The organism is Vibrio echinoideorum (genome assembly GCF_024347455.1).
In the GTDB taxonomy this organism is placed as follows: Bacteria; Pseudomonadota; Gammaproteobacteria; order Enterobacterales; family Vibrionaceae; genus Vibrio; species Vibrio echinoideorum.
Genome location: NZ_AP025483.1, coordinates 890567 through 903716, shown reverse-complemented (window position 1 = coordinate 903716; position 13150 = coordinate 890567). Strand labels below are relative to the sequence as shown.

13 protein-coding genes and 1 pseudogene are annotated in these 13150 nt (G+C 43.9%); 8 read left to right on the top strand and 6 right to left on the bottom strand.

From position 1 onward, the window contains the following. Window positions 1–37: 37 nt before the first annotated feature. On the bottom strand, window positions 38–1942 hold the full coding sequence (htpG, locus tag OCV36_RS04270) for a molecular chaperone HtpG (RefSeq protein WP_135458034.1): 1905 nt from the start codon (window positions 1940–1942) through the stop codon (window positions 38–40). Between the two features lie 269 nt (window positions 1943–2211). Here htpG and OCV36_RS04265 point away from each other — a divergent pair, with 269 nt between their 5' ends. The 3 genes from OCV36_RS04265 to OCV36_RS04255 all read left to right on the top strand — a co-directional run bounded on the left by OCV36_RS04265 (window position 2212) and on the right by OCV36_RS04255 (window position 4118). Then, a complete protein-coding gene (locus OCV36_RS04265) occupies window positions 2212–3126 on the top strand; it encodes a winged helix-turn-helix domain-containing protein (RefSeq protein ID WP_135458032.1) in 915 nt (304 codons plus the stop codon). Between the two features lies 1 nt (window position 3127). Then, window positions 3128–3643, top strand: a complete 516-nt coding sequence (locus OCV36_RS04260) for a regulatory protein ToxS (protein ID WP_029224794.1) — start codon at window positions 3128–3130, stop codon at window positions 3641–3643. A gap of 163 nt (window positions 3644–3806) precedes the next feature. Beyond that, a complete protein-coding gene (locus OCV36_RS04255; protein ID WP_135458030.1) occupies window positions 3807–4118 on the top strand; it encodes a SelT/SelW/SelH family protein in 312 nt (103 codons plus the stop codon). 43 nt (window positions 4119–4161) lie between these two features. On the opposite strand, the gene yfcE is transcribed toward OCV36_RS04255, so the two are convergent. Genes yfcE through OCV36_RS04230 form a run of 5 tightly spaced genes read right to left on the bottom strand, consistent with a single transcriptional unit; the run spans window position 4162 to window position 7024 of the window. Next, window positions 4162–4707, bottom strand: coding sequence for a phosphodiesterase (gene yfcE / locus OCV36_RS04250; protein WP_135458028.1), 546 nt, complete (start codon window positions 4705–4707; stop codon window positions 4162–4164). Window positions 4708–4754: 47 nt separating this feature from the next. Continuing rightward, on the bottom strand, window positions 4755–5162 hold the full coding sequence (locus OCV36_RS04245; RefSeq protein ID WP_017073168.1) for a CBS domain-containing protein: 408 nt from the start codon (window positions 5160–5162) through the stop codon (window positions 4755–4757). Further along, a complete protein-coding gene (locus tag OCV36_RS04240) occupies window positions 5159–5509 on the bottom strand; it encodes a P-II family nitrogen regulator (RefSeq protein ID WP_017073169.1) in 351 nt (116 codons plus the stop codon). The genes OCV36_RS04245 and OCV36_RS04240 overlap by 4 nt, the downstream gene beginning before the upstream one ends. After that, complete coding sequence (locus OCV36_RS04235) at window positions 5499–6293, bottom strand: DUF1538 domain-containing protein (protein WP_017073170.1); 795 nt, start codon at window positions 6291–6293, stop codon at window positions 5499–5501. The genes OCV36_RS04240 and OCV36_RS04235 overlap by 11 nt, the downstream gene beginning before the upstream one ends. Then, window positions 6290–7024 (bottom strand): DUF1538 domain-containing protein, encoded by a 735-nt coding sequence (locus OCV36_RS04230; RefSeq protein WP_102552192.1) that lies wholly within the window; start codon window positions 7022–7024, stop codon window positions 6290–6292. The genes OCV36_RS04235 and OCV36_RS04230 overlap by 4 nt, the downstream gene beginning before the upstream one ends. 297 nt (window positions 7025–7321) lie before the next feature. On the opposite strand from OCV36_RS04230, the gene OCV36_RS04225 reads away from it, so the two are divergent. From OCV36_RS04225 to istA, 5 genes and pseudogenes are all read left to right on the top strand, one after another. Further along, window positions 7322–8236, top strand: coding sequence for a TIGR01777 family oxidoreductase (locus tag OCV36_RS04225; RefSeq protein ID WP_135458026.1), 915 nt, complete (start codon window positions 7322–7324; stop codon window positions 8234–8236). A 43-nt stretch (window positions 8237–8279) separates the two neighbouring features. Continuing rightward, a complete protein-coding gene (locus tag OCV36_RS04220; protein WP_135458024.1) occupies window positions 8280–9107 on the top strand; it encodes an SDR family oxidoreductase in 828 nt (275 codons plus the stop codon). Window positions 9108–9500: 393 nt separating this feature from the next. Continuing rightward, window positions 9501–10355 (top strand): co-chaperone YbbN, encoded by an 855-nt coding sequence (locus OCV36_RS04215; RefSeq protein WP_135458022.1) that lies wholly within the window; start codon window positions 9501–9503, stop codon window positions 10353–10355. 196 nt (window positions 10356–10551) lie between these two features. After that, window positions 10552–11376 (top strand): annotated as a pseudogene (locus OCV36_RS04210) (SPFH domain-containing protein); the annotation flags it as partial. A gap of 231 nt (window positions 11377–11607) precedes the next feature. Then, window positions 11608–13140: an IS21 family transposase gene (istA, locus tag OCV36_RS04205; protein WP_135459315.1), complete on the top strand. Its 1533-nt coding sequence runs from the start codon at window positions 11608–11610 to the stop codon at window positions 13138–13140. Window positions 13141–13150: the final 10 nt, after the last annotated feature.

Sequence of the window (13150 nt, the reverse complement as noted above, 5' to 3'; positions counted from 1 at the left end):
TTATTTATAATTATGAGCTTAGCCCAAAGTCGAAAGACTAACGTTTTGTCAGTAGTTCGTTGATTGCACCTAAGAATTGTGACGGATCTTCCATTGAGCCTTTTTCAGCCAGCATAGCTTGGCCAAGTAGTAACTCAACCCAACGACCGAACGCTTGTTCGTCCGCTTCATCTGCCATTTGTTTAACCAGAGCATGTTCTGGGTTAATCTCAAAGATGTACTTAACTTCAGGAGCTGCTTGACCCGCAGCTTCTAGAAGTTTAGCCATTTGCGTGCCCATTTCGAAGTCGTCAGTGACTACAACCGCTGGCGTTGTCGCTAGCTTGAAAGTAGTACGAACTTCTTTAACACGATCACCTAGGTAAGATTGAGTGCGCTCAACAACAGATTTGAACTCTTCTTCTGTCTCTTTTTGCTTCTCTTTCTCTTCTTCGCCTTCAAACTTGCTCAAGTCCAAGCCAGCTTTGGTGATTGATTGGAATTGTTTACCGTCGAAATCCGTTAGGTAGTTCATTACGTACTCGTCAATACGATCGTACATTAGAACTACTTCGATGCCTTTCGCTTTAAACTGCTCTAAGTGAGGGCTGTTCTTAGCGGCTGCATAGCTATCAGCGGTTAGGTAGTAAATCTTGTCTTGGCCTCCCTTCATACGTTCAACGTAAGAAGCTAGGCTGATAGTTTGCTCAACAGAATCTACTTCCGTTGATGAGAAACGAAGTAGACCAGCGATTTTTTCTTTGTTCGCCATGTCTTCAGCCGGGCCTTCTTTCAGTACGAGGCCGAACTCATTCCAAAACTCTAGGTACTTATCATTGTCATTCTTCGCCATGCGCTCAAGCATAGTCAGAACACGCTTGGTACATGCACCACGAAGAGACTGAGTCACCTTGTTGTCTTGAAGAATTTCACGAGATACGTTGAGTGGCAGATCATTTGAGTCAATCAAACCACGAACGAAACGCATGTAAGATGGCATGAACTGTTCAGCATCATCCATGATGAAGACGCGCTGCACGTACAGTTTTAGGCCGCTTTTGTGGTCACGATTCATCATGTCCCAAGGTGCTTTAGCTGGGATATAAAGCAGACTTGTGTAGTCGTTCTTACCTTCAACTTTATTGTGGCTCCACGTTAGTGGATCAGCAAAGTCGTGAGATACATGCTTATAAAACTCTTGATACTCTTCTTTCTCGATATCAGATTTGTTGCGAGTCCAAAGCGCTTGGGCTTTATTGATCTGTTCCCAATGCTTCTCTTCGGTGTCTTTACCTTCGTCATCTTTAACAGCAGTGAAGATAGAAACAGGGATACCGATGTGATCAGAGTATTTACCAATCACTTCACGCAGACGCCATTCATTTAAGAACTCTTTGCCGTCTTCACGCATATGAAGAATGATGTCAGTACCACGAGACTCTTTTGTAACGTCTTCAATGGTGTAATCGCCTTCACCTGCCGAGTGCCATTGCACGGCTTCATTACTCGCTAGGCCAGCCGCACGAGTGCGAACGGTTACAGCATCGGCAACGATGAAAGCAGAATAGAAGCCAACACCAAATTGACCAATCAATTGAGAGTCTTTGCTTTGGTCATCAGACAGTTTTGAGAAAAAGTCTGCGGTACCTGATTTTGCAATTGTACCTAAATGCTCAATAACGTTATCGCGGCTCATGCCGATACCGTTGTCTGAAATCGTTAAAGTATTAGCTTCTGCGTTAAACGACAGTTTAACACCTAGATCAGCGTCACCTTGGTAAAGGTCGCCATTTGATAACGCTTGAAAACGAAGCTTATCAGCTGCATCAGATGCGTTAGAGATCAGCTCACGTAGGAAAATTTCTTTATTTGAATAGAGAGAGTGAATCATTAAGTGAAGTAGTTGTTTTACTTCAGATTGAAAGCCACGAGTCTCTTTATTTTGCGTTGCTGTTTCGCTCATTTTTACTCCAAAACATCTATACTTTATGTTGAATAACGACAGGGCGGAATACTGAATGCCACTCTTATGTTCATTAACATGAGGATGACAAATGTAAATTCAAGGTCAAAAATCATAAAAACACTGTTTTTTTTATCTGTTTTTATTATCCTTGAGCCTGATAAATATAAAAGAACATAAAAGAAGCCATAATTTGGTGAAGAATCAGCTGAACTTCACCTCTGATTTGTCTATTTCGCACCCAAAATCATCCAAAATAGAAGAATTCAATGAGCAATATCGGCACAAAGTTTATTCTCGCACAGCGGTTCGTCTTCGATCCAAATAGCAATTCACTTGTTGATCAACTGAGCGACGACGAAGTCGTGCGCCTTGGCAGCAATGAAAGCCGCATTCTCCTAATGCTGTCAGAAAGGCCCAATGAAGTTATCACTCGTAATGAATTGCACGAATATGTTTGGCGAGACCAAGGCTTTGAAGTCGATGACTCAAGCTTGACGCAAGCAGTATCAACACTAAGAAAGATGCTGAAAGACTCGACCAAATCTCCAGAATTCGTTAAGACTGTTCCAAAGCGTGGTTACCAGTTTATTGCCACTGTAGAGCGCTCTGCACCACTTTCTTCAAATGATCAATCGGTGACGGCTGAAATTGCAGAAATTGACGTAGAACCTATTTTAACGTTTGCCACTGCTACAACTACAACCAGTGAAGACGCTATTTCTGAAACTGTCGACCTTGCAGCAATCACAAAAGTTCAAGAGACTAGAGTTGAAGTAGAACCAACGACAACTTCTGTTTCAGCTCCAGTCAACAATACTAAATGGTTAACATTTGGGTTGTTGCTTGCCGCTATCATCATGCCAATCCTTGTTTTGACGTTTACTAATCCAGCTGAATCAGAGTTTCGTACTTTAGCAGAAGTTGATGGCGTGAAAGTGCAATCACCAATCAATCACCCTGACCTCACCAGTTGGCTGCCAGCGATAGAGAAATGTGTATTGCGTTATAACACCAATCACACAGGCATGTTAAAGCCGACTGAAGTGATTGCAACGGGTGGACAAACCAACAACCTTGCCCTCAACTACATTCACCCTCAAGAATATTCGAGCGAGAATGTAACCCTAAGAATTTATGCAAACCAGTCGGATGTAAACGACATTTGTAAAGGCGATGAGTAACATGAAATTAAAAGTATCCATTATTTTACTGGTTCTCTCTGCTTTCTTAAGTGGTTGGTTGTATTGGGGCAGCGATGCAAAAGTAGAGCGCTTGCTCACTCAGCATGAATGGCAATCGAAAATGGTGACTCTGATTAGCGATAACAAGCAAGCTGATTCAATCGGCCCACTTCGTAAAGTTGAATTGTCGTCAAATGCAAAATACCTACCAAACGGCACCTATCTAAGAATGTCGGTAGTTAGGTTATACAGCACCCAAACTGCGCCAGCGAATGTGATCAACATTTCTGAAACAGGCCAATGGGATATCAACGATAACTACTTACTCGTTTCTCCGACTGAGTTTAAAGATGTGACTTCGGCTCAACGCCAAGACTTCTCTGAAGAGCAATTAGACCTTATCACTCAGGTTATCAAGATGGATGCAGAACAGAGCCGTCGAATTGATATTGTGAATCCGAAAGCACTGCTGCTCACAAGCTTGAATCACGGTTCTACAGTGTTGTTTTCAAACTAAGACTGAATAGTAATTTACCGTATATCAATCGCGGTACAGCCTTAAACGAAATACCAATAGAAAAAGGAGCATGATGCTCCTTTTTTATTACCCGCAACATCGGTGTTGTTATTGAAACCGTGATATTGGGACTAGGAATTTACTCGCGCTTAAAGGATTACCCATGAGCAAAGAATCAGAGCAAACCGCTTCATCATTCACTAAAGCGTCTATATCCATACACTATTGCCGTCAATGCAATTGGATGCTTCGTTCTAGCTGGTTATGCCAAGAGTTACTGCATACTTTCAGTGAAGAAATAGAGCAAGTAAGTTTGCACCCCGATACGGGTGGGCGATTTGAAATCTTTTGTAATGGTGTGCAAATTTGGGAAAGAAAAGCCGATGGAGGCTTTCCTGAGGCGAAAGTTCTGAAGCAAAGAGTTCGAAACATCATTGCTCCAGATAGAGATCTTGGCCACGTAGACTCAAAGTAAGCCTTATCTGAAGGCTTTGATCTATTTACTTAAGACGACCAGTTTATAACTTGCCACTCACAAGCAACTCACCTTCCAAGCTAATTACTTTGAATGTGTTATTTTCATAGAGGCCATAGCTAGCGGCATGGCCATTTCTTGGAAATGTAACTGAGCTTGGATTGAAAATAAACACACCATCTTGGTATTCGGCAACAGGGATATGAGTATGCCCATGCGCAATAACATCACCCGCTTTTAATACAGGTCGCTTAGTCGTGTTATAAAGGTGACCATGAGTTAAGAAAATACGCGCACCTGACTCTAACAGTACCCACGAATAATCCATCATCATCGGGAAAAACAGCAGCATCTGATCCACTTCGCTATCGCAATTACCGCGAACCGCGATGATCTCTTGAGAGAGCTCATTTAACTTCTCTGCGACCGCTGGCGGATTATATCCTTCAGGAATCGGGTTTCTCGGACCGTGATTCAGAATATCACCCAGTAGAACTAAATATTGCGCACCGGACGCTTGATAGAGTTCTAATACCTTTTCTGTTGCTGGCAGCGATCCGTGTAGATCGGAAGCAAAAAATAATTTCACACGTACTTCTCCATAAAACTTATGTGTCTATTGTACGTATCGAAAGGCTACACGTCATCTCTCGCCATGCCGTTGATCACGATATTATTGTAACTAACCATACCGACGATTTGATTATTACTGACCACCGGAGCACGACTGATACCAAACCGCTCAAACAGTCGAGCGCAATACTTAACGTTCATATCTGCCGACACACTTAAGGCTGGTTTTGTCATGATTTCATAAACATTGGTTCGCTTTGGAGAACGGTTCTTAGCAAGCACTTTCTTAGCAATGTCATTCATCAATACAATGCCGTACTCATCATCCTCATGACGTTTATCTACGATAATGGCTTTTACCTTGTGTTTTCTTGCCATCTCAATCGCTTCTAACACGGTGGTCAACCCATCGATAATGACATAGGTATTGGCCATTACATCACTCACTCGGATTCTTTCACTGCTACTCATAGCTCATCCTCTACAATTTTAGTCAACGTCTCTACTTGGTGCGCAACCCCTACGGCATCTTCTACATCTATCTGTACCGCAATACCTTGCCCCGATTCTTGGTCAAACTCCCCCACCTCACTGATCCTTTCGAGAATATGTCTAGCTAAATGCTCTTCGACAACAAACAACAACACGTCTTTTTGAACCTCTAGCGTCAAGCCAAAGAAAGTGCGTTTCTGGTTTAAGCCCTGTCCTCTGGCATTATTAATCACCGTCGCTCCGGTTGCGCCAGCATCACGCGCGGCGTCAAGCACGATGTCTGTCTTGCTCTCTTCGACAAACGCTAAGATAAGTTTAAAGCGCATCTTTACTCTCCTTAGAGGTGTGTAAACGATTTAACCAATGTGTTATTTGGGCATAGCCCATTACAGAGATGATTGGAAATAAGCTGGCAAACGCAATCAAGCCAAAACCATCGATCACGGGATTACGTCCAGGTACGGTTGAAGCAAGCCCTAACCCAAGAGCCGTCACCAAGGGCACCGTCACCGTTGATGTGGTTACGCCACCCGAATCGTAAGCTAACGGAATAATTAGTTTGGGCGCGTAGAAGGTTTGAATCACGACGATGACATAACCAAAAATGATGTAGTAGTGGATAGGGTCACCTGCAACGATGCGATAACTCCCAAGGGAGATACCAATCGCGACACCGAGTGCGACAGCAATTCTTAAACCGTTGATCCTAATGCTGCCACCAGAAACTTGGTTCGCCTTAATTGCGACAGCAATCAAAGAAGGTTCGGCTATCGTAGTACTAAAACCAATAAAGAATGCAAACAGATAGACCCAGTAATAGTCAAACCACACCAATTCATGTCCTGAGCTGATCTTAAATTCCGACAAAAAACTTGGCTCGGTTAATTGCATCGCCATCGTCTCCCCTAAAGGAAACAATGCCAATTCAAGCCCCATCAAAAATAGAGAGAGACCTAAGATCACGTAGAAAAAGCCAAGTAGTACTTTGGCTAAATTAGTGACAGGCTTACGTAACACCGCTAACTGAAAACCAAAGATAATGACACCAATAGGAATAACATCAGTCACGGTACCAAGAAAAGTATCTATAAATTGCTGGAAGCTGATCATGTCACCACCATTCCATAAACCATCACAAACATCATCGGCAATAGTGAGGCAAACGCGATCAAGCCAAATCCATCAATCATAGGATTACGTCCCTTAATCGCAGAAGCCAAACCAACCCCTAAAGCAGTAACGAGAGGAACGGTGATGGTTGAAGTCGTCACGCCTCCAGAGTCATATGCGATACCGATGATATTTTCAGGAGCAAATGCTGTCAGCACCACAACACCAATATAACCACCGATAATCATGTATTGAATTGGCCAGCCTTTCAGGATTCGTAACACGCCAAGTAAAATCGCGATACCAACAGAAAGCGCCACAGTAAGCCTGAGACCATCAGCGTATTGTTCCATCTCATCTAAAGAGTTGGGGATAACGCCGCCTTCTGCCGCCACTTCAGCGGCCTCGGCAGCAACCGCAGTTAATGCGGGTTCTGCGATGGTGGTACCAAAGCCTAAACAAAAAGCAAAGGTCAGTAACCAGAACACACTCCCCTTGCGAGCAAATGCTTGAGCCATCGACTCTCCAATCGGGAAAAGTCCCATTTCGAGTCCGAAGATGAAAAAAGTGAGGCCTAAAACCACCAGCATCAGGCCAAACAAAATAGAAAATAGATGAGGAAGCGGCTCTTGGAGAACCGCGAGTTGGAAGAAAGCAATCACCGCGACAATCGGTAATAAGTCTCTCAGGCTACCTAACATAGCTCGAAACAAAGCAAGCACTGCTGTCATCGTGACTCCTTTTGTTTACGATTACGCTCGGTTATCAATTACTAATAATCATGGCAAATCATTATCGTTGCTTATGTGATAAATATTACGCAGTTGGTAACCTATCCGAGTAAAGTTCATAAGTGTGATAAAGGTATACATTCCGCTATCAACGATTAAATTCATATGTCTATTTATTAAGGGCATAATTTGGCTATCACACGATTGAAATCAACTGATCGTTATAGTGACTTTTTCGTATTGGTTGGATATTAAAAACAAGCCATGTCTATAATTATGTTTAATAGGGAGATTGGTATGAAGATATTGTTAACTGGTGGTACTGGATTTATTGGCTCTGAATTGATCAAGAGTTGGAACACTGACGACGTGACATTACTGACGCGGAGCCCAGAAAAAGCAAAGCAAAGCCTGAACCATCTCAACCAAAACAATCTTCACTACATACAGTCTCTTGATGATCTCGACGACCTCAATAATTTCGACGCAGTGGTCAACCTCGCGGGAGAACCCATTGCCGACAAACGTTGGAGTGCAGAACAAAAAGAGAGGATTTGTCTTAGCCGCTGGAATATCACAGAAAAAATCGTCGAGCTAATCCACACCAGTACAAATCCACCACAGACTTTTATCAGTGGCTCAGCCGTCGGTTACTATGGTGATCAACAACAAAGACCGTTTGATGAATCATTACAAGTAGAGGATGAAAGCTTTCCTCACAAAGTCTGTGCTCATTGGGAAGACATCGCTAAACGAGCTCAATCAGATAACACTCGCGTTATATTGCTCCGGACAGGTATTGTTCTTGGCGAAAATGGTGGAGCGCTAAAGAAGATGCTGATGCCATACAAACTTGGTGTAGGTGGACCACTAGGCTCAGGAAAGCAATACATGCCATGGATTCATATGCTTGATATGGTTAGGGCCATCAACCACTTATTATCGATCCCTCACGCTCAGGGGGAATTTAATCTATGCGCCCCTCATCCCGTCACCAACAAACAATTTAGTAGCACATTAGCCAAACAGTTACGACGTCCGCATATTCTCTTCACACCCAAATGGGCGATGTCGCTGCTCATGGGCGAATCTTCTTGTCTACTATTCGATAGCATTCGTTCTAAGCCAAAGAAATTGACCGAGATGGGTTTTATATTCAGTTACTCAAGAATCGAACCTGCTCTGAAAAACTTGTTACAACATCAAGACTAATTCTTTACTCTAGAGAGATAGAGACTCTAATAAAGGATTAAGTGTGAACAAGTCGATTCTTATCACTGGCTGCTCAACGGGTATAGGCTATACATGTGCTCATGCACTGCAAAAACGTGGTTTTAATGTCATTGCATCCTGTCGCCACCCACGAGATGTAAAACGCCTTCAAGACGAAGGACTCACTTGTATTCAGTTAGACCTTTCCAATCAAGAAAGCATCGAGCAAGGGGCGAAGCGAGCGATAGAGCTCGCGCCTAACGGGTTGTATGGTTTATTCAATAATGGGGCTTATGGTCAAGCTGGCGCGCTAGAGGATTTGCCAACCCAAGGGCTCAGAGAGCAATTTGAAACCAATTTCTTTGGTTGGCATCACTTAGTTTGCCAAATCCTTCCGCACATGCGTGAACGCGGTGAAGGACGCATTGTACAAAACAGCTCAGTATTAGGTTTTGCCGCCATGAAATATCGTGGCGCATATAATGCGTCGAAGTTCGCTCTCGAAGGGTGGACAGACACATTACGCTTAGAGCTTCACGGTAGTGGTATACACATATCATTATTACAGCCGGGGCCAATTGAGACTCAATTCAGAACCAATGCCCTCAAAGCATTCAATAAATGGATATCCATTTCAGGCAGTGCTCATCAAGAAGCTTACCAACAACAAAAAGACCGTCTCGAAAAAGAATCATCGAACAACGCTTTTGTTTTGCCACCTGAAAGCTGTATTGAGCCGGTTTTCCATGCTCTCACTGCTGGTAAACCTAGGTTGAGATACCGTGTGACTACCCCGACCAAGGTATTTGCTGTATTGAAAAGAATTCTACCTAGTCGTTTGCTAGACCCTATTTTACGAAAAGCTGCATAAATTACTAACTTTGCATGAACAGTCTCAAACTTTAATGTAACGATGTAATTTATTCGTAACAATAAGGTGTCATGATTTAGCCTATCTCATCAGTTATTCCCAATTGATGAATATACTTTGGAAATTTCATGACTTTAAATCGCCTTAATTGGGTAGGTGTAAGTCTGGCTATTACGTTGTTTATTCTGTTTTGAATACCTCTCGCAACGCCTCACTGACCACTGAAATGATAACGCTATGCCTTCTATGTTGAGATAAACATCCTAACAACATCGAAGCATGGCGTTTTTATTTGTCTCTTTTTATCTGAGATAACCCAGTTAGATCTTGAAGTTACCGACTTATCCCCCCATATTTGCAACGTATCCATAAAACAAACCTCAAGGAACGTAAATGCAATCTCCGCATATTGTTGAACTTAATGAGCAGAACTTTCGTCAAGTATTAGAAGGTTCGATGCAGACACCTGTACTCATCCATTTTTGGGCACCAATGAGCCAAGAGAGCGCCCAAGTCATTCCTGAACTACAAACACTAACTCAGCAATACAATGGCGCTTTCACCCTAGCCCTGTTGAATTGCGAGCAAGAGCAAGCCATTGCTAGCCAATTTGGGGTTCAAGCACTGCCGACTATTGCACTTTTTGTTAACGGTCAGCCTGTCGATGGGCTTGGTGGCCCTCAGAGCTTAGAAGCGATTGTTGAAATGCTAAGCAAGCACCTTCCTAGCCAAGATGAACTTGCATTACGTCAAGCTCTGGAGCAAATGCAAGCAGGTGAGCACACGCAAGCACTGGCAGCAATGCAACAACTTCCAGCTACGCTAACAAGCAAAGGCGAAATAAAACTGGCGATCGCAGAGTGTTTGTTAGAAACGCAACAGTTTGATCTTGCTGAAACTCAGCTAGCCACCATTCCTCTAGAGTACCAAGACAACTACTACAAAGGCTTAGTCGCGAAACTGGAGCTTCACAAGCAAGCAGCAGACAGCCCTGAAATACAGGCATTAGAAACCGCTCTGCAGCAAGACCCAAATGACGCTAAGACTGCCTCTGAGTTAGCATTGCAATATCACCAAGTGAACCGCAACGAAGAAGCGATGGAGCTATTGTGGTCTTTCCTAGCAAAAGATCTAAATGCTTGCGATGGCGACATGAAAAAAGAGTTCATGGACATCTTAAGTGCGCTTGGGCAAGGAAACCCTGTTGCCAGTAAGTACCGTCGACAACTGTACTCTCTGCTTTACTAACAAAAGCCTAAAATCGTTAGATTAAACATCGAAAACTGACAATTCAATCAATTAGCTTATCGAATGAATAATATAAAATGGGCCATAAAATCAATATTTTATGGCCCATTTCTCGTTTATAAATTTGCTCAGGATTTAAATATGAGCCAGTATCAATAGTGAACTATCAAAAACTTAAACTTGCAAAGGATTTTGTATGGCTATTGATACATTGATTACTATTGGCGTCTTTACTGTCGTCGCACTACTGTTCATTTTCGCTGGTGTCAAAACCGTTCCACAGGGCAACAACTGGACTGTCGAACGCTTTGGTCGCTATACGCAGACCCTCAAACCAGGCTTGAACCTGATTATTCCATTTATTGATAAAGTCGGACAGCGAATCAGCATGATGGAGCGTGTACTCGACGTCCCTGCTCAAGAAGTCATCTCTAAAGATAATGCTAATGTCATGATTGACGCAGTCTGCTTCGTACAAGTTATCGATGCTCCGAAAGCGGCTTATGAAGTAAATGACCTTGAGCATGCGATCCGTAATTTAACCCTAACTAACATCCGTACCGTACTTGGCTCTATGGAACTGGATGAGATGCTTAGCCAACGAGACATGATCAATACTAAGCTGCTAAATATCGTGGATGAAGCAACAAACCCTTGGGGTGTAAAAGTTACTCGTATCGAGATCAAAGACGTGCAACCGCCAGCCGATCTGACCGCTGCAATGAATGCCCAGATGAAAGCTGAGCGAAACAAACGTGCCGACATTTTATCGGCTGAAGGGGTAAGACAAGCTGAGATCCTAAAAGCGGAAGGTCATAAGCAATCAGAAATCTTAAAAGCGGAAGGTCAAAAGCAAGCAGCAATTCTGCAAGCAGAAGCTCGTGAGCGTGCAGCAGAAGCAGAAGCTAAAGCGACAGAAATGGTATCGACAGCCATCGCTCAAGGTGACATGCAGGCGGTAAATTACTTTATAGCACAAGGTTATACCGACGCATTGAAGTCTATTGGCCAAGCTGAAAACGTGCATATTTCGGAGCATTCCGATCAGTCATTTCGGGATTATCCGATCACCCATTTCGGTTTAAACCGATCACTGATTCCGCGATTATCCGATCACTTTTAGTCAAACTCCGAAATCGGTGATCGGAATAGCGAAAACCGCGATCGTAATGGCCGAAATCCTTCCTTTTTCTCTTTTAAATCAATAGCTCGCTATTCTTTACTTCTTAAACAAGAAGGAAAGGAAGCGACAATGGCCAAAAAGAGAACTCCAATGAACAAAATCAAAGAGGTATTACGCCTTAAATACGACTGCGGTCTCTCAAATCGTGGTATCGCTTCTTGCCTTAAACTCGGCCCGTCCACCGTATCAGAACTCCTTACTCGCTTTAAACAAAGCCAACTTGGTTGGCCTCTACCCGACAGTTGCAGCGATGCAGATCTCACACAGACGCTGTATCACGGCAAGAAAGTCAGTCGAGATAAAGTTATGCCAGACTTCACTCAATACGCAGTCGAACTCAGGCGTAAAGGTATGACAAAGATGCTGCTCTGGCAGGAGTATCATGAGCAATATCAAGAGCAAGCTTACGCTTACACTCAGTTCTGCGAGCACTTCACTCGTTGGTTCAAAACCCAAAAACGCAGCATGCGCCAGCTTCATGTTGCAGGTGATAAACTGTTTATCGATTACTGTGGGCCTCGGCTTCAGGTGGTCAACCCTGACACAGGCGAAGTGCGCGAAGCGGAGGTGTTCGTCGCGACTTTAGGCGCGTCCAATTACACTTATGTTGAAGCCTTCCCCAGCCAAGGGAAGCCCTACTGGTTAGAGGCGCATGCGAATGCGTTCGAACACTTCGGTGGCGTACCACAACTCTTAGTTCCCGATAACCTACGCAGCGCAGTCACCAAAGCCAATCGTTATGAGCCGAGACTGAACGACAGCTATCAAAAGCTGGCTAATCACTATCAAACAGCCGTGATGCCTGCTCGCCCCTACAAACCGAAAGACAAAGCCAAGGCAGAGAATGCCGTGCTCCTAGTAGAACGCTGGATCATGATGCGGTTGCGACACCAAGCCTTCCACACTTTTAAAGAGTTGAATCTCGCCATCCGTGAACTCATGAATGAGTTAAATCAGCGTGAGATGAAACAGTATGGCGCCAGCCGCCAAGCGCTGTTCGATAAACTCGACAAACCTGCATTAAAGCCACTGCCTAGGCAGCGTTACCTGTATACCGAAACTAAACGAGCCAAAGTTGGCCCTGACTATCACATCGAATATCGCCGTCATTACTACTCGGTTCCCCATCAACTTGTTGGTCACCATGTCGAGTTGGAAGCCTCTAATCGCCTGGTGCAGATCTACCATCAAGGTAACTTGGTGGCCCAGCATCCACGTAGCCAAAGAGAGCGAGGAAACAGCACCCAACCAGAGCACATGCCAAGCAACCATCAACATCAGAAGTGGTCGCCAGGGCGCTTGCTTAGCTGGGGAGCCAATATCGGCCCAGCCACACGAGAAGTCGTCAATAAGATGCTGAACTCCAAGCCTCATCCAGAGCAGTCTTATCGTTCCTGCCTTGGCTTGCTCAGCCTCAGTAAAACCTATGGCGAATCGCGCCTAGAGCAAGCCTGTAAAGATGCGCTGATGCTGACAAAATCCAATTACACCTTCATCAGCAATTTGTTGAAAAACAATCGTGAAGGACAACTGAGTAAAGACAACACGAGTACGCCAAATCTTGTTCATAGCAATGTTCGTGGCCCGAACAGTTATCACTAGGAGAAAGGAT